This is a genomic window from Nocardia sp. NPDC023733, from assembly GCF_040639775.1.
In the GTDB taxonomy this organism is placed as follows: domain Bacteria; phylum Actinomycetota; class Actinomycetes; order Mycobacteriales; family Mycobacteriaceae; genus Nocardia; species Nocardia rosealba.
In genome coordinates this window covers 769,776-795,844 of sequence record NZ_JBFAAN010000001.1, presented here as the reverse complement: position 1 = coordinate 795,844, position 26,069 = coordinate 769,776, and the positions used below count along the sequence as shown (strand labels likewise).

Below are 26,069 nucleotides of genomic sequence, written 5' to 3'. Positions count from 1 at the left end.
GGAGTCGGTCAGCGGGTCAGTGGCCCATGCCCATGCCGCCGTCGACCGGGATGACGGCGCCGGAGACGTAGCGGGAGTCCTCGGAGGCGAGGAAGCTGACCACGGCCGCGACATCCTCGGGCTGGCCGACCCGCCGCAGCGGGATGTACTTCTCGACCATGTCCTTCATGTCCTCAGGCAGATCCGCGGTCATATCGGTTTCGATGAACCCGGGCGCGACGACATTGGCCGTGATGTTGCGCGAGCCGAGTTCGCGGGTGACCGACCGGGCCAGACCGATGACGCCCGCCTTGGACGAGGCGTAGTTGATCTGACCTGCCTGGCCCATCATGCCGACCACCGAGCCGAGGAAGATCATCCGGCCCCACTTGGCGCGCAGCATGGCGCGGTTGGCACGCTTGGCGCAGCGGAACGCACCGGTGAGGTTCGCGTTGACGACCTTCTCGAACTGTTCCTCGGTCATGCGCATGAGCAGCGTGTCGTCGGTGATGCCCGCGTTGGCGACCAGCACCTCCACCGGACCCTGGTGCTCCTCGACCTCGGTGAACGCCCGGTCGACCGACTCGCTGTCGGTGACATCGCATTTCACCCCGAACAGTCCCTCGGGCACGCCCGACCCGCGATGGGTGACGGCGACCTTGTGCCCGTCGGCGAGCAGGCGCTGGGCCACCGCGAGACCGATTCCGCGATTACCGCCGGTGACCAGCACCGACCGGGATGTGACGTTCGACATAGGGTCCAACCTATCTGTTCTGGTTCCAGGGCCCGGCGTCAGGGTCGCACCGTTGCGACTGCTCACAACGCCGAGTACGGCAAGCTAGGGCAGGCGTTGACGATAGAGCAAGCTGACGAGCACGCCCGCCGCGACGAACAACATGCCGCCGAGCAGCCACGGCCTGCTGGCATCGCCCCGGGTGGTCTCGTAGCCGATCTGCTCTTCGAGGGTGTCGTAGACAGCGGTGAGCTCGGCGAGTGAGGAGGCGGTGTAGAAGTCGCCGCCGGACAGCTCGGCGATCTCGCGCAGCGAGTCGTTGTCGACGGGAACCTTCACCCGCTGCGAGCCGCCACCGTCGGAATCGGGGATCTCGACGGTGCCCCACTCGGTGCCGAAGGAGATGGTCGACACCGGGATGCCCTTGTTCTTGGCGAGGCGGGCGGCGGTGAAACCGTGGCGCGGGTTGTCGATGTCCTTGTCGTCGGGCACGGTCTGCTTGCCGTCGGACATGAGCACCACGCGCGCGGGCGGCGGCGTCTCCGCGCCACCGAGCACCGCGGCGAGGGTGTCGATGGACTGCAGGGCCGTCAGGATGCCCTCACCGGTGGCGGTGCGCTCGGCCAGCTTGATGTTGTCGATCGAGTGCTTGACCGCCTCACGATTGGTGGTGGGCGACACCATCACCGACGCGGTACCGGCGAACGTGACGAAACCCAGGTTGATACCCGGGGTCAGTCCCTCGACGAAGTCCTTGCCCGCTTCCTGCGCGACCTGCAGCCGGTTGGGCGGCACATCGGTGGCCTCCATCGACAGCGACACGTCCATCACCAGCACCACCGTCGCGCGGTTGCGCGGCACCTTCTGCACGGCGGTCGGCCCGGCGGCGGCGATGGTGAGCAGGATCAGCCCGACCAGGATCAGCGCGATCGGCACGTGCCGCATCGGGCTCGGCCGCGACGGCGCGACCCGCTCGAGCACGGTCATGTTGCCGAACTGCAGCATCCGCTTGTGGCGGGCGCGCTGCACGAGCACATAACCGAGGACCAGCAGCGCGACGACGAGGAGGAAACCCAGCCAGGCGGCGGCGGTGAAATGCGAAATACTCACTGGCGAGGCACCCGCCCGCTCGGGGCGCCGAGATTGTGGCGCCGGGTGGACACGAACCGGACCACGTCGGCGATCCAGTCCCGATCGGTCTGCAGGCTCAGCACCGGCGCGCCGCAACTGCGCAGCGCCTGATGCACCTGTTCGCGCTGCGCGTTGGCCGCGGCGGCGAAATCGGCGCGCAGCGTGGGAGTCACGCTGAATTCGCGGGTGTGCCCGGTCTCCGGGTCGTGCAGGACGACATCGCCACCGTCGGGCAGTGCGATGTCGAGCGGGTCGAGCACCTCCACCGCGAGTAGGTCGTGGCGGGCAGAGATGGCGCGCAGCGAACGCTGCCAGTCCACGTCGCCGAGGAAGTCGCTGATCACCACCGCGAGACCACGTTTGCGCTGCGGGCGGCGCAACGATTCGATGCCCGCCTTCAGGTCACCGCGCACACCGTCGCGCGCGTGCGGGGTGGTCGCGATGCCGCGCAGCATGGTCTGGGCGTGCAGGCGCCCGGCGCGCGCGGGAATCCGGACCAGATCCTGACCGGTCGCCACGACGGCGCCGATGCGGTTGCCGCCGCCGGAGGTGAGGTGGGTGATGGCCGCGGCCGCCGCGATCGCCAGGTCGCGTTTCTGCACGCGCCCGGTGCCGAAGTCCAGACTCGACGACAGGTCGACCACGAGCCAGGTCTCGAGTTCGCGGTCGGCGATCATCTGCCGCACATGCGGATGGGTGGTGCGGGCGGTGACCGACCAATCCATCTGGCGCACATCGTCGCCCGGCTGGTACAGCCGCGCCTCCCCCGGCTCCGAACCCGGGCCGGGGATCAGACCCTGGTGGTCGCCGTGCAGCACACCGTCGAGGCGGCGGCGCACCGTCAGCTCGAGCGTTTTCAGCGCGGCCGACAGTTTCGGGTCGGTCAGCTCACCCGCCCGGAACGACGGCGGTACGTGAGACGGCTCGGGCACGCGGGCAACGGGTTCCGGCGCACTCACTGGGGTGCGACGTGGCCGGCGGGCTGGGACTGCTGCCCGTTCACCGGCTGCGGCGCAGGCTGGGAGTGGGGAGCGGGCGGCTGGGGCACCGGCGGCTGCGAGTTCTGCGGGCCGCCGACGGCCTGCGGCGCGACCTGCGGCAGACCGACGGTCTGCAGCACCCGCTTGATGACGTCCTCGGGCGAAACCTCGTCGGCCAGTGCGTCGTAGGACAGCACGAGGCGGTGGCGCAGCACGTCCGGGATCACCTCGACCACGTCCTGGGGCACCACGTAGTCGCGGCCACGGATCAGCGCGACCGAGCGGGCGGCGGCGATGATGCCGAGGCTGGCACGCGGGGAGGCGCCGTAGGAGATCCAGCTCGCCACGTCGGGCATGCCGAACTCGGCCGGGGTGCGGGTGGCGCTGATGACGCGGACCACGTAGTCGACGAGCGCGTGGTGCACGAAGACATTGGCGGCGACCTTCTGCAGCCGGATGATGTCCTCGGGCTCGAGGATCTGCTTGGGTTCCGGCGCGCTCACACCCATCCGGTAGATGATCTCGCGCTCCTCCTCCACGGAGGGGTAGTCCACGACGACCTTGAACAGGAAGCGGTCGCGCTGCGCCTCGGGCAGCGGGTACACGCCTTCGCTCTCGATCGGGTTCTGGGTCGCCATGACCAGGAACGGATCGGGCATCGGGTAGGTCTTGCCGCCGATCGACAGCTTGCGCTCGGCCATCACCTCGAGCAGGGCCGACTGCACCTTGGCGGGCGCGCGGTTGATCTCGTCGGCGAGCACGAAGTTGGCGACCACCGGGCCGAGTTCGGTGTCGAACTCCTCGCGGCCCTGCCGGTAGATGCGGGTACCGATCAGGTCGGTCGGCACGAGGTCGGGGGTGAACTGCACCCGCGAGAACGAACCACCGACGACCTTGGCGAACGTTTCCACGGCAAGGGTCTTCGCGACGCCGGGTACACCCTCGAGCAGGACGTGGCCACGGGCGAGCACACCGACGAGCAACCGCTCGACGAGCCGATCCTGGCCGACGATAACCCGCTTGACCTCGTAGATCGCCTTCTCGAGAGTCTGGACGTCACGCTCCAGGGTGCTCGGCGTTGCCGTACCGGCGTCCTTCGCCAGCTTCGGCCCGCTCACACCTTCCGTCGAAGTCACCAACATCCCCGCTTTCGCTTTGGTCCTGTGCGTGCGGCCCCAACTATTCCATTGAATCGCCCGGTGCGCCGCAACCGGCCATGACTCGGCGGCAATTCGGCCCTCTCGGTGCGAGCGCCCGAACGGGCGCGAGCGCGGAGTGCAGGGACACTACCTGCATCATTGCCGAAATCCGCCAGGTGCGCGGCGGGTCCGGCGACATCGCCGAATTCGTCGACCGGTGTCGTTGTCGTCGCACGACAAGTGTGTGCGTGTGCTTCCTCGCCCGCGCGGACAGTGGCGGCACGCCTGCTCGAACCGCGGCCGGGCAACGGCGTGGACGGCCCGGGCGTTCGGACGATTTCGCCGACGACTCGCCCGAACCCGGCCGGCTTGTTACCCTCCCTCGCGAAACACATTGCGCCCGAATATTTCTCGGGCCGGGGGGAACGATTGGCGATGTATCCGGGGAATCCGCAGTTCGGTCAGGGGCAGCCGTATGGTGGCCACCCGATCCATTACCCACCGCAGCCGGTCTTCGACTTTCGAAAGCCACGCCCGCGCGGGCGGGTGATCGGGCTGGTCGTCGGTTCGGTGGTGACGGTGTTCGCGTTGGTCGTCGGCGCGGCGGTGTGGCTGGCGTGGCCGGAACCGGCGGGCAGCAGCGCGCCGTTCTACCAGGCGTTGTCGTCGCTGTCGTCCAAACCGGCGCTGCGGTACCGGACCACCGTGCCCAGCAGTGCCCATACCTGGGACGTGACCGTCACCGCGACCGGCGACACCACCGGAACGGTTTCGGTCGACGGGCAGTCCTCCGAGATCGTGCGCGCGGGCGGGCAGCTCTACCTCGGGCCTGCCTCGGGCACACGCGACGACCTGGGGCGGGCACCGGTCAGCGCGGCGAATCGGGACAAATGGCAGACCGCGCCCGAGCCCATCGAGACCGAAGCCGCCGTGTTCTCCTCCCCCGCGCTGCTGGCGAGCTGGCTGGCAGCCCAGCTGGACCGCGCGGACCTCCGCGGCCGCGTCCAGGTGGGTGACGAACCCGCGCTGCGCGCGGAAACCGAGGAGGGCACGCTCGATATCTCGGTCTCGGAACCGTACCGGGTGCTGCGGTGGGCGCCGGCCGACGATACCGACGCTGCCGAGCTGGTTCTCACCGAAGTCGCGGACTCGCTCGATCAGGTGCGGGCCGCGTTGCAGAACGCGATCGGCCGGCTCGCCGGCGCGGTGAACAGCGACTTCACCTTCCGTCCCGGCCAGGGCGCGTTGACCTGCAGCACGGCGGGATGCTCTGTCCGGCAACCGTTCACCGGCCGGATCACCCGCTCGGACCGAGCCCGCGTCACCGGAACGGCGACGGTCACCCTCACCGCGACGATCTCGGTCGAAGGCCGCCATGGTGGACGCTGCAGCGCGAGTGGTTCGTTCCCGCTCGAGACGAACGGGTTCAACGGCGAGCTCACGTGTACAGCGCCCGAGGCCGGTGCGGTCTTCGCCGCGGTCAGCGCCGAGAAACAGGCCGCCGCCGAGCGTCAGGCACAGGCCGAACGCCGCACCGTGAACTACGAGACCCGCTTCGCCGCGGACACCGAGGTGGTCGCCGAGGCCGTCGGCCAGGCGCAGGTGCAGGGTCTGCTCGACGCGATAGAAGAAGGTCTGCGCGAGCCCGACTGCGACGCCGCGAACAGTTTCGTCGCGGGTACTCCGGTCCTGTTGGCCGACGGCACAGTTCGTGCGATTCAACAGATCACCGTGGGGACGCCGGTCGCCGTGGCGGCGCCGTCGGCAGGGCTGCGGTCGACGTCGTCGGTGCGGTCCGTCGTCCACGGCATCGGCGGACGATCCCGCGAACTCGTCACCCTGACGATCACCGACGGTGACCGAACCGCGATCATCTCCGCGACGACCAACCACCCGTTCTGGGTGCCCGCCCTGTCGCGGTGGGTGGACGCCGGCGATCTGAAGCCGGGCACGCTGCTCGCCGGTCGTGCGGACGAACGACCACGTGTCGTCGAAGCGCGCCGGGAGGTGTCGCACGCACCGGTCTACAACCTCGAGGTCGACGGCCCGCACACGTACTACGTGGTCGCGGGGAACACGAGCGTGCTCGTGCACAATTGCCCTGCACCGAAGGGCGGGCCGCCGTCCGCCAGGAAGGAGATTCGCAATGCTGTCGAACTACTGCGTGCCGGGCAACTGCCGCAACGGCTGAACCCCGACGGCACACCGGACATCTTCGAAGGCCGTCCCGGCACACCAGCGGCTGTTGCCCGAAAATGGGCGGATTCATCGATCTACGAGGTCCCCGGCCTCGGTAATCAGTTCCGGCTTCTTCGCAATGCCTATGGCGATGTGGGTTGGACGGACAACCACTACGGGCGAATTATCGTCTATGCCGACTGATGGTGGAGCATGACAATCACTGGGAACCCGCGCCCGAGTGCGCGATTCGCGCTCCGCTCGGAAGATGCCGACCACCCGTTGCTCGCCTCGTTCGATCGCCTCGACGACTTCTTCGTCGGTGACGCGAACAGTGGCGACGAGTTCGATGCCTATGCCCCCGAAGGCCTGGTACCGATACATTTCCGGGCGGACGGCATCCGGTCGGTCGGCCCGATGCTCCGCGCGAGCCTCGAGTCGACGCGGCGGCCTGCCGACCTCGGTGACCTCGACCTCGACGTACTCGACGAGGCAGGCAACACCATCGGACGGTACTGGGTCGGCGCGGTCGCGCTGACCCATGCCGAGGATCACGGCCCCTCGTTCTCGATGACCGGATGGGTGAGCCGACTCGCGCATCGATCCGCTGATGCCGCGTGGGATCGACTTCGTCACGGGCGGCTGACACTCGCCGGACAGTGGGTCGGGCTGACGCAGGCGGAGCGTGAAGGCTGGCTCGAGGTCGCGATGCGCTACGAACGCCACCTTCCGCCGAAGCCTCCGCCCACTGTGATCACGGTGAACGGCGGCGACATCACCGACCTCGCGGGTTTCTACTGCGCCATCGGTGAAGCGGCCAATGGCCCCGGCGGCTATTTCGGCGCCAACTTCATGGCATTGCGCGAGTGCGCGCGGGATCGCCCCGGACTGACCGTTCGATGGCGCGATTCGGACGCCTCGGCGCGGCACCTGGATACGGTGGTCGAGACACTCGCCGGGCCGATGACTTGGATGGAGCTGGCCGTTTCCACCCTCCGTGACGCCGGCGCGACCGTCGTACTCGAGTAGCCCCCGGTACCGCGGCGTTCACTCGGTGACGATGCGCACCGCGTACGGCATGATGCCGCCTTCGCGCACGGGCGAAATCTTCACCACGTCACCGGATTCGGGGGCCTCGATCATGGTGCCGTCGCCGAGGTAGAGCGCCACGTGGGCGCTGCCGCCCGGGCCCCAGAACAGCATGTCGCCGCGTTCGCGTTCCTCGACGGGGACCCGGGTGCCCGCGTTGTACTGATAGCCGCTGTAGTGCGGCAGGGAGACACCGATGCCCGCGAAGGCGTAGAGCATCAGGCCCGAGCAGTCGAAGCCGACCTTGTTGTAGTCGCCGTGCGAGTCGCCGACGCCGCCGTCGCGGATGCCGAGGGTCGGTCCTTCCTCGTCGCCACCGCCCCAGGCGTAGCTCACGCCGAGCTGGGACATGGCGCGGTCGATCACGGTCTCGATCGCGGCCGAGCCGGTGACCTGCGGGGTCGTCGATCTCGGTTTGGATTTTCGCGGTGCGGTCGGTGTCGATTCCAGGTCGGTGTGCGGGCCCTGGTCCTCGCCGAGGCGGGCGGCGCGGTCGCGGGCGGCCTGATCGGCGGCGGCGCGGGCGGCGGCCGCGTTGGCGGCGGCGAGCAGGGCGGAGAGCTGGGCCTTCTGCTGATCGTCCCAGTCGAGGAAGATCTCGCGCTGACTCTGCAGGCCTGCCACCGTCGAGCGGGCGGTATCGAGGGCGATCTGGGCGGCGGTGCGGTCGCGCTGGAGGGTGTCGCGGGCCGCCGCCTGATTGTCGAACTCGGCCTTGGCGACGTCGACGGCGGCCTGGGCGGCGTGCTTCTTCTGTTCGGCCGCGCTCGCGGCGGCGTCGGCGTCGGCCTTGGCCTGGCGGGCCGCGGCATTCTGGTTGGCCTGGGCGATCTGGGCGCGTCGCAGGTCGTCGAGCACCTGGCGCTGATTCTTCGACACCATGCTCAGCACCTGCGCGCGATCCATCGCCGCGTCCGGCGTGGACGACGCGAAATAGGTGACCACCGAACTGGACGACGGACGCACATAGGCCTGGGTGGCGAGCTGATCGAAATCGCCTCGGGCGGCGACGACCTTCGCGCCGACGTCGGCGAGCTGGGCCTGGCTGTCGGCCACGGCGGCAGCGGCCGCGCCTGCGGCGTCACGCGCGGTCTGCAGGTCGACGAGCGCCTGGTTGACGGCCTCGCGCTTGCCCGCGAGGGCGTCGTCGAGGGCACGTAATTGCTGATCGGCGGCGGCGACCCGGTTGATGAGGGCGCCGATCTCGCCGACGCGCGCGTCGACCTCGGCGCCCGCGCCCGCGATCTCGCTGTCGGACGGGTTCGGTGGTGGCGACGGCGGCACGGCCGTCGTCGGGCCCGCGGTCACGACGACAGCGAGCACGGCCAGCAATCCGATCGCTATCCGTAACCGCCCTGGTTGATCCTGCCCGCTCGCACCGCGCACGGCACCTCCGAGTGACTCGACTCGACATACGCCACTGGCGCATCAGCCGACTCAGCGACCCCAAGGGTCGACCAATGCCCCCTGTACCACTGCTTTCCCGATCGCGATCACCGCTACCGTACGACACATATTTCACAAAGGAAACAACTGCCACGGCATGACGGGACATCAATTCGGCGATTGCCCGGCATTAGCTTGAGGTGCGCCATGTTTCGAAGCGCAGAAACAGACCGAAGGTCTGGAAATGTGACTGGAGAGAAACCAGTTAACGGAGAGAACCCGCATCGTCGCCCGCGACAACCACCGCGTCGTCGTCGGGGCCACGCCGGGCCTTCACGAAGTAGAGCCCCGCGATCACCAGGACGGTCAGCGCCAGCATCACGCCGGTGACGGCGCCCCACGACACGCCCTCGGGCTGCTCGAGGCGACCCACGAACGCCGACACGGCCTCCTCGGGGTGGTTGCCCCGGTACTTGGCCACGTCCTCGGCCCACTCGAGCCGGACCCGGCTGATGTCGTCGCTGTAGGTGCCGATCCAGTCGTCACTGAGCACCGCGACCGTGCCCTCGGTGTTCTTGCCCAGCTCGGTGGCCAGGTCACGTAGGCTCGAATCGTGGCCGGGATTGCCGGGAACGACGACAACACTGAGCGGAATGCCGTCCGCCCGCGCCTCGGCGACGATCGCGGCCAGTTCCTGCTGATCCTTGCCCTTGGGCGCGGCCACGTGGTTGTCGGCGAGGTCGGAGCGGAGACTGCCCAGATCCGTGTTCGGCGGCAGTTCGACGGCCATCGGCGCAAAGGTGTGCAAGACGGTCATTTTCCATCCGGTCTGTCGAGCCCCGGTCGCGATGCGACGGGCATCCAACACTGCCAAGGTGAGCGTCACTGCGTCTGTCCCCGACTCGCTCGACAGGCACAGTACGCGACGGCGCGCGGGAACCGGTCGCCACGGCACACCATGAGCTGACGCGGCGCCCCGATTATTTCATAGGACAAGCGTACTGTTAGGCTCGTACGGCGAGGAAACCGGCATCTCACGGCGCCGGATCCCCCTCCGAAGACGCGAGCCGCCGGCACAGCCCCGCCGGCGGCACACCCTCACCAATGAGTGGAGCTGACGTGACGAAGAGTATCGATACCTTCGGCGCCAAAGGCACGCTCGAGGTCGGAAGCAACTCCTACGAGATCTTCCGTCTCTCGGCTGTTCCCGGCACCGAGAAGCTGCCCTACGCCCTGAAGGTGCTGGCGGAGAACCTGCTGCGCACCGAAGACGGCGCCAACATCACCGCCGATCACATCCGCGCGATCGCGAACTGGGACCCCTCGGCGCAGCCGAGCGTGGAAATCCAGTTCACCCCCGCGCGCGTGATCATGCAGGACTTCACCGGCGTGCCCTGCATCGTCGACCTGGCCACCATGCGTGAGGCCGTCACCACCCTCGGTGGCGACCCGAGCAAGGTCAACCCGCTCTCCCCCGCCGACATGGTCATCGACCACTCGGTGATCCTCGACGTCTTCGGCCGCGCCGACGCCCTCGAGCGCAACGTGGAGCTCGAGTACGAGCGCAACGGCGAGCGTTACCAGTTCCTGCGCTGGGGCCAGGGTGCCTTCGACGACTTCAAGGTCGTTCCCCCGGGCATGGGCATCGTGCACCAGGTCAACATCGAGTACCTGGCGCCCACCGTCATGGTCCGCAACGGCCAGGCCTACCCCGACACCTGTGTCGGCACCGACTCGCACACCACCATGGTCAACGGCCTGGGTGTGCTCGGCTGGGGCGTCGGCGGCATCGAGGCCGAGGCCGCGATGCTCGGCCAGCCGGTCTCCATGCTCATCCCGCGCGTCGTCGGCTTCAAGCTCAGCGGTGAGATCAAGCCGGGCGTCACCGCCACCGACGTGGTGCTCACCGTCACCGACATGCTGCGCAAGCAGGGTGTGGTCGGCAAGTTCGTCGAGTTCTACGGCAAGGGCGTCTCCGAGGTCCCCCTGGCCAACCGCGCCACCCTGGGCAACATGAGCCCCGAGTTCGGTTCCACCGCGGCGATCTTCCCGATCGACGAGGAGACCATCAACTACCTGCGCCTGACCGGCCGCACCGACGAGCAGCTCGCGCTCGTCGAGGCCTACGCCAAGGAACAGGGCATGTGGCACGACGCCGACAAGGAGCCGGCGTACTCGGAGTACCTGGAGCTGGACCTGAGCACCGTCGTGCCGTCCATCGCCGGCCCGAAGCGTCCGCAGGACCGCATCCTGCTCAGCGAGTCGAAGTCGGCGTTCCGCTCCGACATCGTCGACTACGTGGGCGACTACACCGCCCTCGACGAGGGCGTCGACGAGACCTTCCCGGCCTCCGATCCGGTCTCGGTCTCGGCCGACCACGCCGGTGACGCCTACACCCCCGCGCACTCGGCGGCCAACGGCGCCAAGGGCCGTCCGTCCAAGCCGGTGACGGTGCGCTCGGCCGAGCGTGGCGACTTCGTGCTCGACCACGGCGCTGTCGTGGTCGCGGGCATCACCTCCTGCACCAACACCTCCAACCCGTCGGTCATGCTCGGCGCCGCGCTGCTCGCCCGCAACGCGGTCGAGAAGGGCCTGTCGACCAAGCCGTGGGTGAAGACCAACATGGCGCCGGGTTCGCAGGTCGTCTCCGACTACTACGAGAAGGCCGGCCTGTGGCCCTACCTCGAGAAGCTCGGCTTCTACGTGGGTGGCTACGGCTGCACCACCTGCATCGGTAACACCGGCCCGCTGCCCGAGGAGATCTCGGCCGCGATCAACGACAACGACCTCTCGGTCACCGCCGTGCTGTCGGGTAACCGCAACTTCGAGGGTCGCATCTCCCCCGACGTGAAGATGAACTACCTGGCCTCCCCGCCGCTGGTCATCGCCTACGCGCTCGCGGGCACCATGGACTTCGACTTCGAGACCGATTCCCTCGGTAAGGATTCCGACGGCAACGATGTCTTCCTGAAGGACATCTGGCCCTCGGCCCAGGAGATCGACGACACCATCAAGTCCTCGATCAACCAGGACATGTTCCGCAACTCCTACGCCACCGTCTTCGACGGTGACGAGCGCTGGCAGAACCTGGCCACCCCGGAGGGCGACACCTTCGCGTGGGACGAGAACTCGACCTACGTCCGCAAGGCGCCGTACTTCGAGGGCATGCAGATGGATCCGGAGCCGGTCTCCGACATCAAGGGTGCCCGCGTGCTGGCGCTGCTGGGCGACTCGGTCACCACCGACCACATCTCTCCGGCCGGTCCGATCAAGCCGGGCACCCCGGCCGCGCAGTACCTCGACTCGCACGGTGTGGCCCGCAAGGACTACAACTCGCTCGGCTCGCGGCGCGGTAACCACGAGGTCATGATCCGTGGCACCTTCGCCAACATCCGGCTGCGCAACCAGCTGCTCGACGACGTCTCGGGTGGTTACACCCGCGACTTCACCCAGGAAGGTGGCCCGCAGGCGTTCATCTACGACGCCTCGCAGAACTACCAGGCCGCGGGCATCCCGCTGGTCGTGCTGGGTGGCAAGGAGTACGGTTCGGGCTCCTCGCGTGACTGGGCCGCCAAGGGCACCAGCCTGCTGGGCGTGAAGGCCGTCATCACCGAGTCGTTCGAGCGCATCCACCGCTCCAACCTCATCGGTATGGGCGTTGTGCCGCTGCAGTTCCCGCAGGGCGAGTCGGCTCAGTCGCTCGGACTGACCGGCACCGAGACCTTCGACATCGAGGGCATCACCGCCCTCAACGAGGGTGTCACCCCCAAGACCGTCAAGGTCACCGCCACCGCCGAAGACGGCAAGGTCACCACCTTCGACGCGGTCGTCCGCATCGACACCCCCGGTGAGGCCGACTACTACCGCAACGGCGGCATCCTGCAGTACGTGCTGCGCAACATGATCCGCGGCTAGTTGCCCGATCGGTGGCGCGGTGTCGAACGACGCCGCGCCACAAGGGCATCCGCTCGGATGCTCTTCGTGCTGTGAGTCCCCCGCCTCGGTGTTCCGGGGCGGGGGTCCGCATATGGCGTCACTGGAGGAATCATGCCCAAGGTCAGCGACGACCACCTCGCCGCCCGCCGCAGCCAGATCCTCGACGGTGCCCGGCGCTGCTTCGCCGAATACGGCTACGAGGGCGCCACCGTGCGCCGCCTCGAGGAGGCCATCGGCATGTCCCGTGGCGCCATCTTCCACCACTTCCGGGACAAGGACGCCCTGTTCTTCGCCCTGGCCAAGGACGACGCCGAACGGATGGCGGAGGTCGCCGCCACCCAGGGCATCGTGCAGGTGATGCGCGATATGCTCGCCCGCCCCGAAGAATTCAACTGGCTGGGCACCCGCCTCGAGATCGCCCGCCGCGTGCGCACCGATCCCGACTTCCGCGCGGGGTGGACCCAGCGTTCGGCCGAACTCACCGCCGCCACCCTCGCCCGCCTGGAGCGCCGCAAAGCCGCGGGCGCCCTGCGCGACGACGTCCCCACCGACGTCCTGCTCGGCTACCTCGACCTGGTCCTCGACGGCCTGATCGCGCGCATCGCCTCCGGCCACACCGACGAAAACCTTTCCGCTGTACTGGATCTCGTCGAAGCATCCGTGCGACGCAAGGAGTCCTGAGCTGGGCTCGACTCGGCCATGGGGTAGCTCAGTAGGTAGAGCGCCGACTTCCGCAGGACGGATGCCGCGGGTTCGATTCCCGCCTCCATGGCCGCCCGAGCGCTCAGCGGGAAGACCGCGTACCTCTATCCCCCGGAGCGGGATCGGGTCCGCTCTCCCACTCCCCCAACAACTTTCGCGCGATCCTGTCGAGCGCTACCTGATCGTCGCGGTCCAGCACCGACAGCATGGCCGTCTCGTTCTCGGTGTGCGCGACGACGACCCGGTCGACCAGCTCTCGGCCCTGCTCGGTGAGCGCCACCCGCACGGCCCGCCGATCCACCCGATCCGCGATGCGCCGCACCAGCCCCGCCGCCTCCAGCCGGTCGATCCGCCCGGTCATGCCCGCGCGCGACAACATCAGCGTGTCCGCGAGCACCGAGGGGTTGAGTTCGAACGGCGCACCCGAACGGCGAAGCGCGGCAAGCACATCGAACTCCCCGCGCTGCAGTCCGTGCGCGGTGAACACGGATTCGATACGGGCAGTGGCGACATTCAGCAGCCGGCCGAGTCTGCCGAACACCGCCATCGCCGCCAGGTCGAGGTCGGGGCGTTCGCGGCGCCATTGTGCGGCGATCGCATCTACGGCGTCGGCGGTCGATTCATCCATGGACAGGATTCTATTCGACGGGATATAGTTCGGTAGCGAATTATCAATCGACGAACGGAACTGTCATGGACACCCGCGATATCGCCCTCTGCCTGCCCGAGGACGCCGAGACGCTGGGCACCGACCGCGTCCGCGTGCGACTGCTCACCGATTCCGAGGCAAGCGACGGCACGGTGAGCACCGTGGAAGTGACCTTCGACCAGGGCGCCGACGGGGCCGCACCGCACTATCACACCCGCTCCGACGAGCTGTTCTACGTCGCCGACGGCGAGCTGCAGGTGATGGCGGGCGACCGCATCCTCACCGTGGGCGCGGGCGGATCGCTCGTCGTCCCACGCCAGATGCCGCACGCCTTCGGCGCCACACCCGACAGCGGAGCCCGCATCCTCATCGCGCTGATGCCGGGCGTGCAGCGATTCGAGTACTTCCACCTGCTCGACCGGCTCGCGAAGGGCACGGCGGATCACACCGAACTCCTCGCCGCCCAAGCGGAATTCGACAACTACTTCATCGACGCGCCCGCGTGGACAGCCGAACGGAACGCCCAGCGCCGCTGACCTATACGCGGGCGGCCGGAATGTGGCCGAGGTTGCACCGGAATCGGGAACATTGCGCGCGAAGGCGCCAGTTGTACGCTGTATGACGTTCTCGGTACCGGTCCTCGTCCGCGGCTACGAGCTCGACACCCAAGGCCACCTGAACCACGCCGTCTACCACCAGTACGGTGAGCACGCGCGCTGGGAACTGCTCCGCGCGGCAGGCATCCCGCAGGACAAGTTCATCGCCAGCGGCATCGGCGCGGTGGTGCTCGAGTCGACGATCAAGTACAAGCGCGAACTGCGCGGCGGTGACGAAGTCACCGTGACCTGCGCGTTCGACTGGCGCGACGGCGAGAAGGTGTTCCGCTTCCACCACCGGATCATCAAACTCGACGGCACGGTCGCCGCCGAGATCACCGTCACCGCGGGGGCGATGGACCTGACCACCCGCCGACTCGTCGCCGATCCCGCGGGCCACTTCCGCTCCCTCGCCGAGAACCCCGAAATCCTCGGGTTGTGACATAGCGGCCGGCGCCGCGGGACATGGCCGACGGCGCGGCAGGTATCGACCGGCAACTTCGCCGGGGTGCCTGCCGCGCCGTTGCTGTTTTCGTTTGCTGATCGATTGCCCGTGTCGGATACCTGCACACACTCCGGTTGCCCGAAATTCTCGTCCCGCTAGGCGATCACGCGCCGCTCGGCGGTTTGCCCGGCGCTCCGTAAATCTCGCGAACACCCTCGGTGAAAGGTTCGCTCACGTTATGATCCGAAGCGCCTAGAGGGGTTCTGGCAAATCGCGAGCAGACGAGAAGATCGGAGTGAGTGCCCATGACCGACGCCATCCACCTCCCCGCTACCGCGTCGTCCCGAAGCCGGGGCCCCGCCTTGCGCGGACAGCTGGTGGCCGAGTCCGAGCGCGATGTCTCGGTCCGCGTCGACGGCGGGACCTGGACCTTCGATCGCCGCGACATCCTGCGGCTCACCGAGGAGCGCGCGGCGGAGGGGCGACAGGTGCAGGTCGACATCCGGCCCGGCGCCACCGCCGATTTCACCCGCCGGATGCGCGTGGAACTCGTCGAACGACCCATCACGCTGGCACCCGCACCGTCGGAAGCCCTCGGCGACGAGCAACTCGCCGAAGCCACCCGCAGCTGGGCGGCGAAACTGCGGATCGCCGAGCGTGGCGGCACCTCCGGGGCGACGTTCACCTTCCACGACGGCATCAACTGCGACAGTCTCGACTGAAACGGCCGACACAGTCATGGAACGCGCGACCGACGCGGTGCTCATCGTCTCCGAAACCGACGACCTGCACGCCGACGCACTGGCCGTCACGTTGCGCGAGCACCACCGCCTCGATCCCATCCGGCTCGACCTGCGCGACTTCCCTTCCGAGACAGGCAGTTTCCGTCTCGACAAGGCGGGAACGAATCGGGCGTTGTCGCATGTGCACGGCCTGGACGACGTGCGTGCGGTGTGGTGGCGCAGGCCGCACCCGTGCCGCGTCCCGCACGGCGTGCGTGCCGCCGACGACGAGTTCCGCCAGGCCGAATGCGACGGTTTCCTGCAGGGGATGCTGTGGTCGATTCCGGCGTACTGGGTGAACGACCCGGCCGCCGAACGCACCGCGAGCCGCAAGATCGTGCAGCTCGAAACGGCGCACCGGGCCGGTTTCGCCGTCCCGGAAACGCTCATCACCAACGACCCGGACGAGGCGCGCAGCTTCGTCGAATCCCGTTCGGTCCCCGTGGTTTACAAACGCACCGGCACGGGCCGTGGTGAGTTCTCCGAGACACGCATCATCACCCGGCCCGAGCTGGGCCGGCTCACATCGATCCGTTCGACGCCGACGACCTTCCAGGATTACGTGGACGCCACCTGCGATCTGCGGGTGGTGTGGGTCGACGGCGTCGAATGGGCGGTGCGCATCGACTCACAGGCGGGTGTCGGCCGGGTCGACTCGCGGCTCGACACCTCGGTGGCGTTCGCCCCCGACCGGCTACCCGCCTCGGTGAGCAAGTCGCTGGCCACCCTGATGGGCGCGCTCGGCTTGAGTTTCGGTGTGGTCGACCTGCGCTTGGGCGTCGACGGCGAGTACTACTTCCTCGAGGTGAATCCGCAGGGCCAGTTCGCCTACCTGGAGATCAAGACGGGTCTGCCCCTGTTCACCAGCCTGGCGAATCTGCTGGTGCAGGGTGACGGCGCGGTTCCCGGCTGGTGATCAGTCCAGGGTTCTCGGCCGCCTCGATCTGGACTGAGCGGAGGGTGCGACGAAGGAGTGCCCGGAGGGAGGGAAGATCGAGGCCTCCCGGGCCGAGAACCGCGGCGCCAGCCGCTATGTCTCAGGGTTCTTCCTGCGGTTGGCGCCGCCGCGACCGCGCAGCTCGACATGCGATTCGACCAGCACATTGTGAATGAAGCCGTACGAGCGGCCGGTCGCCCTGGCCAGGGAGCGGATGCTGGCACCCGCCTCGTACTGCTTCTTCAGCTGGGACTGCAACCTGTCACGGGACTTGCCCGTGACCCGGGTGCCCTTCCCCAGCGCGGCCTTGCCTGTCGATGTTGCCTTGGCCGATCGAGCGGCCTGTCTCGCACTGTCGCTCATGGCTTCCTCCGAGTCGCCGAGCAGCTCATTCCAGGCTAGACACTCCGCACCCGGCGATCAACGAAAAACAGTGACGAACCTCACGAAAACCCCGCGAGTTCCCTCGCGACACACCGATCTCCGTGCTGAAGAGCGAGTTCGCTCAGGCGAGATCGATGAGTTCGGCGTACTCGGCCGACCAGTGGTCCTCGGTGCCGTCGGGCAGCAGGATCACCCGTTCCGGGTTCAGCGCCTCGGCCGCGCCCGGGTCGTGGGTCACCAGCACCACCGCGCCCGCGTAGGTGCGCAGCGCGTCGAGGACCTGTTCGCGCGAGACCGGGTCGAGGTTGTTGGTCGGTTCGTCGAGCAGCAGCACATTGGCCGCCGAGGAGACGAGACCGGCCAGCGCGAGACGGGTCTTCTCACCGCCGGACAGGGTGCCCGCCGGCTGCTCGAGCTGCGGGCCGCTGAACATGAAGGCGCCGAGCAGACTTCGCAGTTCCTGCTCGCCGGCGTCCGGGGAGGCGTGGCGGATGTTCTCCCACACCGTCGCCTGGTCGTCGAGGGTGTCGTGTTCCTGGGCGAAGTAGCCGACCTTGAGGCCACGGCCCTGTTCGACACCACCGGCGGTGGGTGTCTCCACCCCGGCGAGCAGTTTCAGCATGGTCGTCTTACCGGCACCGTTGAGGCCGAGCACCACGACGCGAGAGCCCTTGTCCACGGCGAAGTTCACGCCGGTGAAGATCTCGAGCGAACCGTAGAGCTTGGTCAGGTCCTTGACCATGAGCGGAGTCTTGCTGCACGGCGCGGGTTCGGGGAACCGGATGCGGGCCACCTTGTCGGCCACGCGCACGTCGTCGAGTTCGGAGATCAACCGTTCGGCGCGACGCACCATCTGGTGTGCCGCAGCGGCTTTGGTGGCCTTGGCGCCGAGCTTGGCGGCCTGCTGACGCAGCGCGCTCGCCTTCTTCTCCGCGTTGGCGCGCTCGCGGACGCGGCGCTGCTCGTCGGTGGCGCGGGCATCGAGGTACTTCTTCCAGCCCATGTTGTACACGTCGGGCTCACCGCGCACCGCGTCGAGGAACCACACCTTGTTCACCACGGCGTCGAGCAGGTCCACGTCGTGGCTGATGACGATGAGGCCGCCGTCGTGGTTCTGCAGGAACCCGCGCAACCAGGTGATGGAGTCGGCGTCGAGGTGGTTGGTCGGCTCGTCGAGCAGCAGGATGCGGTCGGAGCGCCCGCCGCTGCCGTCGGAGGCGGAGAACAGGATGCGGGCCAGCTCGATGCGGCGCCGCTGACCACCGGAGAGGGTGCGCAGCTGCTGGTCGAGGATCCGGTCGGGTAGGCCGAGGCTGTTGCAGATGCGCGCGGCCTCGCTCTCGGCGACGTAGCCGCCGAGGGAGGAGAACTGGTCTTCCAGGCGCCCGTACTTGCGGATGGCCTTCTCGCGTTCGGCGTCGTCGGCGACCTCGGCCATGCGCAGCTGCTGTTTTTCCATGTCGCGGATCAGCGCGTCGAGACCGCGGGCCGACAGCACGCGGTCGCGGGCGATCACGTCGAGGTCGCCTTCCTTGGGATCCTGCGGCAGGTAACCGATCTCGCTGGAGCGCGTGATCTTTCCGGCGTAGGGCTCGCCCTCACCCGCGAGAATGCGCAGGGTGGTGGTCTTGCCCGCGCCGTTGCGCCCGACCAGTCCGATCCGGTCGCCGGACTGCACCCGCAGCGCCGGCCCGGGAGCCGAGAGCAGGGTGCGGACTCCGGCCCGGACCTCCAGGTCGGTCGCCGTGATCACAGAGCTTCTCCTCGATGTCGAAAGCAGATGGTCGCCGAACCGTCTCCATGGTGCACCGACGGTTCCGGCAAGAACCACTCATTTTACCGCCCCGCTGCCGGTGCCTCGAACCTGGCGCCGACGGATGTGAGCGTGGTTACTCTCGTCGCATGACTACCGATCTAGTTGGCCGTACCGCTCTCGTCACCGGCGCCAGCCGGGGCATCGGCTTGGCGACGGCCGCCGAACTGCTGCGCGCGGGTGCGAATGTGCTGATCACCGCCCGCAAACCCGAACCGCTCGACGCTGCCGCGCAGGAGTTGCGCGCCCTCGGACACAAGGGCCAGGTGAGCACCGTCGCGGGCAACTCCGGTGACGCCGACGCGCGGGCCGAGGCAGTGTCGCGGGCGGTCACCGAGTTCGGTTCCCTCGACATCCTGATCAACAACACCGGCATCAACCCGGTGTTCGGTCCGCTGATGGACGCCGATCTCAACGCCGTGAGCAAGATCTTCGACGTGAACGTCGTAGCCGCGCTCGGCTATGTCCAGCAGGCATACAAGGCATGGATGGCTGAGCACGGCGGCGCCGTGGTGAACGTGGCGAGCGTGGCCGGTATCCGCTCCTCGGGGGTGATCTCGGCCTACGGCGCCTCCAAGGCGGCGCTGATCCGGCTCACCGAGGAACTGGCGTGGCAGCTCGGCCCGAACATCCGGGTGAACGCGGTGGCGCCCGGTGTGGTGAAGACCAAGTTCGCCGATGCCCTGTTCTCCGCCGACGAGGAACGGGCCGCCAGCGTGTACCCGATGAAGCGCCTCGGCTCCCCCGAGGACGTGGCGCGCCTGATCACCTTCCTGGTGTCGGACGAGGCATCCTGGATCACCGGCGACTGTGTTCGCGTCGACGGCGGGTTGCTGGCCACCGGCGGCATCTGAGACGGGAACGGGGCGGCCGTTGCCCGGCCGCCCCGTTCGGCTCATTCCTCGCGAGCGCCCGCCAGCGCCTCGTCACCCTTGGCGGCGGCACGCTCCGCCTCGGCGCGAGCGAGCGGGTCGATCACCTCGACGGTCGGCTTCCCGGTAACGCCCAGCGGATCACGTACCGGCACCGGATGATTCGCGCGCGAGCCACCCTCGTCGAGACCCCACCGGTCGTGCAGCCTGCGTAGGAAATCCGGTGCGTACCAGTTGGCCTCGCCGAGCACCTTCATCGCGGCGGGCAGCAGGAACCCGCGCACCAGCGTGGCGTCCACGATCACCGCCAGCGGCAAACCGATGCCGAACGCCTTCATGAAGGTGATGTCGGAGGCCAGGAAACCGAGGAACACCAGCGAGATCAGGATGGCGGCCGCGGTGACGATGCGGCCGATCCGTTCCAGGCCGAGCGCGACGGCCGCCTCGTTCTTGCCGGTGCGGTCGTACTCTTCGCGGATGCGCGAGAGCAGGAACACCTGGTAGTCCATCGCCAGGCCGAACGCGGCGGCGAACAGCATCACCGGAACGGTGGCCGAGAGGTCACCGGTGACGGTGAAGCCGAGCACTCCCGACAGATGCCCGTCCTGGAAGATCCAGACCAGGGCGCCGAAGGTGGCGGTGAGGCTGAGCGCGCTGAGGATCACCGCGAGCACCGGGAGCACCACGCTGCCGGTGAGCAGGAACAGCACGATCAGCATCAGGATCACCACGAAGCCCAGCGCCCACGGCAGGGCGTCTTCGATGGCGTTCACCGAGTCGACATTGGCCGCCGCGACCCCGCCGATCAGGATCTCGCTCGGAACGTCCTGGGCGCGAAGCTGTTCCACCAGGGCGCCGAGTTCGTGGCTGTCACCGGTGGACGGGACGATCGACAGGTAGGCGGCCCGTTCGGCCCGGAAGCGGGCGTTGAGCGCGGTCGGCTCGGCCAGCCGCCCGCCCTGGGCGTAGCTGCCGGTCGCGGTGTCGACACGGCGCACATTGTCCAGGTCCGACATCGTGCGCGCGATGGCGTCCAATCCCTCGGCGCTGTAGGCACTGTCGGGCAGGACCGCGACGAGGGTGTCCTGGTCGCTGTCGCCGAAGTCGCGCTGCACGGTCTCGGCGACCTGTCGCGAATTCATCGACGGGGGCAGCACCCGTTCGTCCGGGAAGCCGAGTTTCACCCCGAGGAAGGGGGTGCCCAGCAGCAACAGCACCGCGGCGACGGCGAGACCGATCGGGATCGGTTTGCCCATGACGGCGGTGGCCAGTTTGTGCCAGGCGCCCTCGCCCGGTGCGGGCCGTGGCGCGCGCAGGAACCACCAGCCGAGCTGACCACGGTCGATGTTGGTGCCGAGCAGCAGCAGGATCGCGGGCAGCACGGTCAGGGAGACCAGGGCGGCGAGGCCCGCGACGATCACGCCCGCGTACCCCATCGACCGGATGGCCAGCAGCGGGAAGAACACCAGACCCGCCAGCGCCACCGCGACGGTGAGCGCGGAGAACGCGACGGTGCGGCCTGCCGTGCGCAGGGTGGCGCGCACGGCGTCGGCCGGGGTGCGGCCCTCGGTGAGTTCGTCGCGGTAGCGGTTGACGATCAGCAGGCTGTAGTCGATGGCCAGGCCGAGCCCAAGCAGAGTCGCCACGTTGGTCGCGGTGACCGCGAGCGGGGTGAACACGGCGAGCAACCACAGCGTGCCCATCGTCATCAGTACGGTGACCACGGCGACCAGCAGCGGCAGGCTCGCCGCGACCAGCCCACCGAACACGAACAGCAGCGCCAGCAGCGTGAGCGGGAACGCGATGGCCTCGCCCTTGACGATGTCGGTCTTGCTCTGTTCGACGGTCTCGTGCATGAGCATCGCGAAACCGCCCACGCGGACCCGCAGTTCGCCCTGGGTGCCCGCGAGGTCGTCGGCGACAGCGGCGACCCGTTCGTCGATCTCACGTTCGCTGCCGAGGACCGTGGCCACGATCAGGCCCTGTTTGTTGTCGAGGCTGCGCAGCGCGGGCTGGTGGGTCGTCCAGTAGGACAACACGTCGGTGATACCGGCGCGTTCCTGCAGGTTGGCGACGAGCGCTGTCGCGGCGGCGGTGGACTCGGGGTCGTCGACCGAGTCCTCGGTTTCCACCAGCAGCACCAGATTCGGTGGGCCCTGGCCGAATTCGTCGCGTAGCACGTCGAGCGCCCGGCTGGACTCGCTGCCGCTGTCGGTGTAACCGCCGCCCTCCACCCGGTCGAACAGCGTCGCGCCGAGTGCTCCGAGCACCAGCGCGAGCACCGCGAAAACACCGAGCACCCAGCGGCCACGCCGCTTGGTGAATTCGAACACCGGTATACCCCTGTCTCGTCGAGCAACACTGCGGCACGCATCTCGACGTGCGGTATTCGGTGTCACCCGGTCGGCCCGCCTCGTCGGCCCGATCCTGCTGGCGGGTCGGCGCGTTCGCCCGGCGATGTTAGCAACCCCGCGACGTTCGCGCCGTCGCTCCGATATCCCCGTTACCGCTGCCGCTCAGCCGAGTCCGAGCGAGGAGGTGGCGACGGTGCGGCGCACCCGGCGCGGGAGGCCGGCGAACAGGGTCGCCATCGCGGCGAGAGTGCCGGTCAGGTCGTCGTGGCCGGACAGGTACGAGCGTTGCTGGGCCGCTGGGAGATCGAAGAACGCCTCGAAGAAGACCGGTATATCGCGGGGCGGGAGGGCGAGCAGGGACCGTAGCCCGGCCCGGCGCAGGGCCGCGACCGCGCGTGCGCGTGCGGTCCACAGCCGGTTGCCCTCGACGACGGTGTCGGCGGCGGCGAGTGAGGCGGCGACGCTGTATCCGGTGGCGGGGTGGATCAGGCCGCCCGCGGCTCCGAACCGGCCGTCACCGGGCTTGCCGCCCTCCACCGGGAACCGCACGCGCTCAACGGGTTCCGTGCCGTCGAGTTCGATGCCGTGCTGCCGGAGCCGGAATTCCAGTCGCGTGCGCAACAGCTCGGGGGTCAGTGCCGGGCGCCCGGCCAGACATGTCTCCTCGAACAGCATCCGGCCCTTCGCCACCGGCACCGTGTAGAGAAACGACCGTGGTTCGTCGGGTCCGGCACCGTTGTCGAGCCGCCAGTCCATGAACACGCAGGGCTCGTCCGCTTCGATCATCACCCCGTAGGCGGTCTGCTCAGCCCGCTGCGCCGCGCGTCCGACTCCCCGCGCATCGATCACCCGGCCGTGGCACACGTGCCCACCTGCCGTCCGCACCGAGCCCGCCCGCGCGTCCACCTGGGTGACTCGGTCCGCGATCACCCGCACTCCGTCCACCGCCAGGGCGTTCTGCAACCGCGGCGTATCGAATACCCGGTACCCCCGCCCGATCCGGTGCTCCCCTGTCGCCCACACCGTCGGTTCCACGCCGTCTCCGGCGAAGACCTCGTCCCCCACCCACTCCGGCACCTCGTCCGCCCACGCCGCATAGGTCGCCGTCCACGTCCGCTCCGGACGAGGATCGATCGCCACCACCGACAAACCCCGCACGGCCGCCCGGTGGGCCACGGCCCTGCCCGCGGGCCCCAACCCACAAACGATCAACTCAGCGCGCACGCCACCAATTGGACCAGACCCTTCATCGAATCAAGCGCCGGCGCATTACGACGGGGCACCGGTTGTGCATCGCCCGCTCGCCCCGGGAGCACGGATCGATCATGATGGGGTCTATGAGGTCGATCTGGAAGGGCTCGATCGCTTTCGGGCTGGTCAACGTCCCGGTCAAGGTCTACACCGCGACCGAGGACCATGACATCCGGTTTCATCAGGTCCACGCCAAGGACGGGGGCCGGATCAAATACGACCGGGTCTGCCAGGTGTGCGGCAAATCGGTGCAGTTCTCCGATATCGACAAGGCATATGTGTCGCCGGACGGCGAGCAGGTAGTGCTCACCGACGAGGACTTCGCCAAGTTGCCCGCCGCGGAGAAGCACGAGATCCCGGTGCTGGAATTCGTGCCGTCGGATCAGATCGACCCCGTGCTGTTCGACAAGAGTTATTACCTGGAACCCGATTCGGCGACACCGAAGGCGTATCAACTGCTGGCCGCGACACTCGAACGGATCGACAAGACGGCACTCGTGCATTTCACGTTGCGGCAGAAGACCCGGTTGGCGGCGCTGCGCGTGCGTGAGGGTGTGCTGGTGTTACAGACATTGCTGTGGCCCGACGAGGTGCGCGCGGTCGACTTCCCGTCGCTCGAGGACGCGCCGACCCCGCGCCCCCAGGAATTGAAGATGGCCGAAACGCTGGTCGAGTCGATGTCGGGTGATTTCGATCCGGGCGAATACACCGACGAATATCAGATCGAATTGCAGAAATTGCTGGACGAGGCGATCGCCAGCGGCACCGGCAAGGTCGAATCGACCGCTGCCGAACCGGCCGAGCAGCCCGATGCCGAGGTGGTCGATCTGGTGGCCGCCTTGCAGCGCAGCCTCGAGGCGAGCGGGCGGCGGGAAGGCGAGTCGGCCGCCCCGAAGAAGAAGCCGGCGAAGAAGGCCGCGGCCAAGAAGGCGGCACCGCGCAAGGCGGCGAGCAAATCCACGGCGAGCAAGTCCACGGCCCGCAAGGGGGCCTAGGGCACACTGGGCCCATGGACCAAGCGATCGCCGTCGTACCGATGGGTCTGGGGCATCTGCGTCAGGTTCTCGACCTCGGGCATCAGGTTTTCGACACGACGACCAAGCCGTACACGTCCTGGTCGCTGACGGCCGTCGCCGAGCATCTGGACAGTCCCGACAACGCCTGCTGGGTGGCCCTGGACTCCGATCGGGTGGTCGGCTTCGTGCTCGGTTCGATGGAGTTCGAGCATCGTGACGATTGGGCCTACCTCGAGTGGATCGCGGTGGCGCCGGATATGCAGGGGCACGGCATCGCCCGGCGGTTGGTCGACGTCTGCTCGGAGGCGTTGTTCGCGCGTGGTGCCCAGCACATCGTCACCGACGTGGAGCAGCGCAACGGTGCCTCGGCGGCGCTGATGCGGCGCAGCGGTTTCGTGCCTGCCGCGACCGTCACCCTGCTGGTTCGTACCAACCCCGAGACGCCGGGCGACGACCCGCTGCCGCCGATCGCCAAACATGATCTCGTCCGGCGTGGCCGTCTGTCGCTCGACCACCCGCGACGATGAAAAAGGGGCACGAACCCTTCGGTTCGCGCCCCTTGTCGAGGAATGCGTCAGACGTTCGCCGTGCAGGCGGACAGGATGACCCGCGCCGGACGCGGCGACGCCGAACCCAGGTCGGGGAACGGCGGGGCGCTCAAACCGAGCACATCCACCGCCGACCGCTCGGCGGCGGCCAGCGAGTGGTCCCACGACCAGCCGAATCGGTAGTCGGCGCCCTGGGCCACCGCACCGCAGGCATTGCGGAACGAGACGACCACCTGGCAGTCCCACACGCCGCACTCGGCGAGCGCGGCGTGCTGGGCATCTGCCCAGCTGCCGTAGTTCACCGCGGACGCGACCACGGCCTCGTCCGACGACAGCGCGAGCGCGCCGTAGAGGTCACCGGCGGCGGCCTGGAATCCGCCATCACGTGACACGGCGGTGTAACCGGGCGCTTCGGCGATCGCCACACCGCTGGCACCGGCGGCGGCCGGACCCGCGGCGACCACCGTGAAGGCGGCCACCGCGGACACGGCGGCCACACCGAGGGCGTACTTGCCCACAACAGACATCAGAATTCTCCCCATCGAAAGTTCGGTCCCGAACCGGGACCACCCCCAATCATGAACGCCCACAGCCCCACCGAGAAATACCTTTCCCGAATAGCTCTACCCACCGAGTTCGGCACGCGCCCGCATCAAGGCGAACCCCAGCAGATTCAGTCCCCGCCATCGCGCGGGATCACGAGCCCGCTCGTCCGTCGCCGACAGCCCGATCCCCCACACCCGATCCAGCGGACTCGCCTCCACGAGCACCCGCCCCGCCGTGCCCGCCAAATACGACCGCAACCCCGCATCCGATCCGAATTTCGCCACACTGCCCGCCACGACGATGTCGAATCGCGCTTCTTCCCAAACACTTTGGTCGAACCCCCGAACAAGCCTGCCCACCTTTTTCGCCTCGGCGGGATGGGCGACCTCGAGCACTCGCCCGGCCGCCTCGGAATCACCGAACAGCAGCGCCTTGCGCCACATCATGTAGTGCTCGGCGGTGGCGAACCGCTCCCCGTCGACCGAGAAGGGCGCGGGCCACCACTGACTCAGGCAGCCCGAACCGAGCGCCCCGTCCGCACGCGGCCGATGCCCCCAGAACAGCAGGTATTTCGGCACGGCTCCCTGCTCGACAGCCGCACACAGTTCTTCGACCGATCGCAC

Annotated in this window: 24 protein-coding genes and 1 tRNA gene; 12 read left to right on the top strand and 13 right to left on the bottom strand. The window is 68.4% G+C overall.

The window, feature by feature from the left end; all coding sequences use genetic code 11:
- Positions 1–16 precede the first annotated feature (16 nt).
- The 4 genes from fabG1 to AB0F86_RS03600 all read right to left on the bottom strand — a co-directional run bounded on the left by fabG1 (position 17) and on the right by AB0F86_RS03600 (position 3,965).
- On the bottom strand, positions 17–733 hold the full coding sequence (gene fabG1, locus AB0F86_RS03615) for a 3-oxoacyl-ACP reductase FabG1 (protein WP_356984306.1): 717 nt from the start codon (positions 731–733) through the stop codon (positions 17–19).
- An 84-nt stretch (positions 734–817) separates the two neighbouring features.
- Complete coding sequence (locus tag AB0F86_RS03610; RefSeq protein ID WP_067635960.1) at positions 818–1,822, bottom strand: VWA domain-containing protein; 1,005 nt, start codon at positions 1,820–1,822, stop codon at positions 818–820.
- Positions 1,819–2,775: a DUF58 domain-containing protein gene (locus tag AB0F86_RS03605; protein ID WP_181698086.1), complete on the bottom strand. Its 957-nt coding sequence runs from the start codon at positions 2,773–2,775 to the stop codon at positions 1,819–1,821. Before AB0F86_RS03605 ends, AB0F86_RS03610 begins: the two co-directional genes overlap by 4 nt.
- Before the next feature lie 23 nt (positions 2,776–2,798).
- Positions 2,799–3,965, bottom strand: a complete 1,167-nt coding sequence (locus tag AB0F86_RS03600) for a MoxR family ATPase (RefSeq protein ID WP_356984304.1) — start codon at positions 3,963–3,965, stop codon at positions 2,799–2,801.
- Between the two features lie 432 nt (positions 3,966–4,397).
- On the opposite strand from AB0F86_RS03600, the gene AB0F86_RS03595 reads away from it, so the two are divergent.
- Both AB0F86_RS03595 and AB0F86_RS03590 read left to right on the top strand, forming a co-directional pair.
- Positions 4,398–6,344: a Hint domain-containing protein gene (locus AB0F86_RS03595; protein ID WP_356984302.1), complete on the top strand. Its 1,947-nt coding sequence runs from the start codon at positions 4,398–4,400 to the stop codon at positions 6,342–6,344.
- Positions 6,345–6,353: 9 nt separating this feature from the next.
- Positions 6,354–7,169 carry a barstar family protein gene (locus tag AB0F86_RS03590; protein ID WP_356984300.1) on the top strand — a complete coding sequence of 272 codons (816 nt, stop codon included), beginning with the start codon at positions 6,354–6,356 and terminating at the stop codon, positions 7,167–7,169.
- An 18-nt stretch (positions 7,170–7,187) separates the two neighbouring features.
- Here the strand turns inward: AB0F86_RS03590 and AB0F86_RS03585 are convergent, their stop codons facing one another.
- Together AB0F86_RS03585 and AB0F86_RS03580 are read right to left on the bottom strand one after the other, a co-directional pair.
- The gene (locus tag AB0F86_RS03585) at positions 7,188–8,615 is read right to left on the bottom strand and encodes an NlpC/P60 family protein (RefSeq protein ID WP_356984298.1); all 1,428 of its coding nucleotides are present in this window, start codon (positions 8,613–8,615) and stop codon (positions 7,188–7,190) included.
- Between the two features lie 265 nt (positions 8,616–8,880).
- Positions 8,881–9,432 carry a DUF6676 family protein gene (locus AB0F86_RS03580; protein ID WP_181698081.1) on the bottom strand — a complete coding sequence of 184 codons (552 nt, stop codon included), beginning with the start codon at positions 9,430–9,432 and terminating at the stop codon, positions 8,881–8,883.
- Between the two features lie 302 nt (positions 9,433–9,734).
- Here AB0F86_RS03580 and acnA point away from each other — a divergent pair, with 302 nt between their 5' ends.
- The 3 genes from acnA to AB0F86_RS03565 all read left to right on the top strand — a co-directional run bounded on the left by acnA (position 9,735) and on the right by AB0F86_RS03565 (position 13,323).
- Entirely contained in the window at positions 9,735–12,530 is a 2,796-nt protein-coding gene (acnA, locus tag AB0F86_RS03575; RefSeq protein WP_356984296.1) for an aconitate hydratase AcnA, read from the top strand.
- A gap of 132 nt (positions 12,531–12,662) precedes the next feature.
- On the top strand, positions 12,663–13,232 hold the full coding sequence (locus tag AB0F86_RS03570; protein ID WP_181698079.1) for a TetR/AcrR family transcriptional regulator: 570 nt from the start codon (positions 12,663–12,665) through the stop codon (positions 13,230–13,232).
- Between the two features lie 17 nt (positions 13,233–13,249).
- Positions 13,250–13,323 (top strand) — tRNA-OTHER (locus AB0F86_RS03565).
- Positions 13,324–13,335: 12 nt separating this feature from the next.
- On the opposite strand, the gene AB0F86_RS03560 is transcribed toward AB0F86_RS03565, so the two are convergent.
- A complete protein-coding gene (locus AB0F86_RS03560) occupies positions 13,336–13,881 on the bottom strand; it encodes a MarR family transcriptional regulator (RefSeq protein ID WP_356984294.1) in 546 nt (181 codons plus the stop codon).
- A gap of 65 nt (positions 13,882–13,946) precedes the next feature.
- Between AB0F86_RS03560 and AB0F86_RS03555 the strand changes: the two genes are divergently transcribed.
- The 4 genes from AB0F86_RS03555 (at position 13,947) to AB0F86_RS03540 (ending at position 16,641) form a co-directional block, all read left to right on the top strand.
- On the top strand, positions 13,947–14,438 hold the full coding sequence (locus tag AB0F86_RS03555; RefSeq protein WP_356984292.1) for a cupin domain-containing protein: 492 nt from the start codon (positions 13,947–13,949) through the stop codon (positions 14,436–14,438).
- Between the two features lie 82 nt (positions 14,439–14,520).
- Positions 14,521–14,940 (top strand): acyl-CoA thioesterase, encoded by a 420-nt coding sequence (locus AB0F86_RS03550; protein WP_181698076.1) that lies wholly within the window; start codon positions 14,521–14,523, stop codon positions 14,938–14,940.
- Positions 14,941–15,248: 308 nt separating this feature from the next.
- Complete coding sequence (locus tag AB0F86_RS03545) at positions 15,249–15,665, top strand: hypothetical protein (RefSeq protein ID WP_067635980.1); 417 nt, start codon at positions 15,249–15,251, stop codon at positions 15,663–15,665.
- Between the two features lie 16 nt (positions 15,666–15,681).
- Positions 15,682–16,641 carry a hypothetical protein gene (locus AB0F86_RS03540; RefSeq protein ID WP_181698074.1) on the top strand — a complete coding sequence of 320 codons (960 nt, stop codon included), beginning with the start codon at positions 15,682–15,684 and terminating at the stop codon, positions 16,639–16,641.
- A gap of 114 nt (positions 16,642–16,755) precedes the next feature.
- Here the strand turns inward: AB0F86_RS03540 and AB0F86_RS03535 are convergent, their stop codons facing one another.
- Both AB0F86_RS03535 and AB0F86_RS03530 read right to left on the bottom strand, forming a co-directional pair.
- Positions 16,756–17,025, bottom strand: coding sequence for a helix-turn-helix domain-containing protein (locus AB0F86_RS03535; RefSeq protein ID WP_181698073.1), 270 nt, complete (start codon positions 17,023–17,025; stop codon positions 16,756–16,758).
- A gap of 142 nt (positions 17,026–17,167) precedes the next feature.
- Positions 17,168–18,799, bottom strand: coding sequence for an ABC-F family ATP-binding cassette domain-containing protein (locus tag AB0F86_RS03530; RefSeq protein ID WP_067493732.1), 1,632 nt, complete (start codon positions 18,797–18,799; stop codon positions 17,168–17,170).
- A gap of 149 nt (positions 18,800–18,948) precedes the next feature.
- Between AB0F86_RS03530 and AB0F86_RS03525 the strand changes: the two genes are divergently transcribed.
- Positions 18,949–19,713 carry an SDR family oxidoreductase gene (locus tag AB0F86_RS03525; RefSeq protein WP_356984289.1) on the top strand — a complete coding sequence of 255 codons (765 nt, stop codon included), beginning with the start codon at positions 18,949–18,951 and terminating at the stop codon, positions 19,711–19,713.
- Between the two features lie 41 nt (positions 19,714–19,754).
- Here AB0F86_RS03525 and AB0F86_RS03520 read toward each other — a convergent pair whose 3' ends face one another.
- Positions 19,755–22,064 (bottom strand): MMPL family transporter, encoded by a 2,310-nt coding sequence (locus AB0F86_RS03520; RefSeq protein ID WP_356984288.1) that lies wholly within the window; start codon positions 22,062–22,064, stop codon positions 19,755–19,757.
- Between the two features lie 183 nt (positions 22,065–22,247).
- Positions 22,248–23,318: a lycopene cyclase family protein gene (locus tag AB0F86_RS03515; protein WP_356984413.1), complete on the bottom strand. Its 1,071-nt coding sequence runs from the start codon at positions 23,316–23,318 to the stop codon at positions 22,248–22,250.
- Between the two features lie 104 nt (positions 23,319–23,422).
- Between AB0F86_RS03515 and AB0F86_RS03510 the strand changes: the two genes are divergently transcribed.
- On the top strand, positions 23,423–24,331 hold the full coding sequence (locus AB0F86_RS03510) for a Ku protein (RefSeq protein ID WP_356984286.1): 909 nt from the start codon (positions 23,423–23,425) through the stop codon (positions 24,329–24,331).
- A 14-nt stretch (positions 24,332–24,345) separates the two neighbouring features.
- Entirely contained in the window at positions 24,346–24,879 is a 534-nt protein-coding gene (locus AB0F86_RS03505) for a GNAT family N-acetyltransferase (protein WP_356984284.1), read from the top strand.
- A 47-nt stretch (positions 24,880–24,926) separates the two neighbouring features.
- Here AB0F86_RS03505 and AB0F86_RS03500 read toward each other — a convergent pair whose 3' ends face one another.
- Positions 24,927–25,427, bottom strand: coding sequence for a DUF4189 domain-containing protein (locus AB0F86_RS03500; RefSeq protein ID WP_084456394.1), 501 nt, complete (start codon positions 25,425–25,427; stop codon positions 24,927–24,929).
- A gap of 96 nt (positions 25,428–25,523) precedes the next feature.
- Positions 25,524–26,069, bottom strand: coding sequence for an NADAR family protein (locus tag AB0F86_RS03495; RefSeq protein ID WP_356984282.1), 546 nt, complete (start codon positions 26,067–26,069; stop codon positions 25,524–25,526).

Bases quoted from the DNA above. Each gene is read 5' to 3' on its own strand.
- fabG1 (WP_356984306.1), bottom strand. From the start codon at position 733: ATGTCGAACGTCACATCCCGGTCGGTGCTGGTCACCGGCGGTAATCGC.
- AB0F86_RS03600 (WP_356984304.1), bottom strand. From the start codon at position 3,965: ATGTTGGTGACTTCGACGGAAGGTGTGAGCGGGCCGAAGCTGGCGAAG.
- AB0F86_RS03595 (WP_356984302.1), top strand. From the start codon at position 4,398: ATGTATCCGGGGAATCCGCAGTTCGGTCAGGGGCAGCCGTATGGTGGC.
- AB0F86_RS03590 (WP_356984300.1), top strand. From the start codon at position 6,354: ATGACAATCACTGGGAACCCGCGCCCGAGTGCGCGATTCGCGCTCCGC.
- AB0F86_RS03580 (WP_181698081.1), bottom strand. From the start codon at position 9,432: ATGACCGTCTTGCACACCTTTGCGCCGATGGCCGTCGAACTGCCGCCG.
- AB0F86_RS03570 (WP_181698079.1), top strand. From the start codon at position 12,663: ATGCCCAAGGTCAGCGACGACCACCTCGCCGCCCGCCGCAGCCAGATC.
- AB0F86_RS03560 (WP_356984294.1), bottom strand. From the start codon at position 13,881: ATGGATGAATCGACCGCCGACGCCGTAGATGCGATCGCCGCACAATGG.
- AB0F86_RS03555 (WP_356984292.1), top strand. From the start codon at position 13,947: ATGGACACCCGCGATATCGCCCTCTGCCTGCCCGAGGACGCCGAGACG.
- AB0F86_RS03550 (WP_181698076.1), top strand. From the start codon at position 14,521: ATGACGTTCTCGGTACCGGTCCTCGTCCGCGGCTACGAGCTCGACACC.
- AB0F86_RS03545 (WP_067635980.1), top strand. From the start codon at position 15,249: ATGACCGACGCCATCCACCTCCCCGCTACCGCGTCGTCCCGAAGCCGG.
- AB0F86_RS03540 (WP_181698074.1), top strand. From the start codon at position 15,682: ATGGAACGCGCGACCGACGCGGTGCTCATCGTCTCCGAAACCGACGAC.
- AB0F86_RS03535 (WP_181698073.1), bottom strand. From the start codon at position 17,025: ATGAGCGACAGTGCGAGACAGGCCGCTCGATCGGCCAAGGCAACATCG.
- AB0F86_RS03525 (WP_356984289.1), top strand. From the start codon at position 18,949: ATGACTACCGATCTAGTTGGCCGTACCGCTCTCGTCACCGGCGCCAGC.
- AB0F86_RS03510 (WP_356984286.1), top strand. From the start codon at position 23,423: ATGAGGTCGATCTGGAAGGGCTCGATCGCTTTCGGGCTGGTCAACGTC.
- AB0F86_RS03505 (WP_356984284.1), top strand. From the start codon at position 24,346: ATGGACCAAGCGATCGCCGTCGTACCGATGGGTCTGGGGCATCTGCGT.
- AB0F86_RS03500 (WP_084456394.1), bottom strand. From the start codon at position 25,427: ATGTCTGTTGTGGGCAAGTACGCCCTCGGTGTGGCCGCCGTGTCCGCG.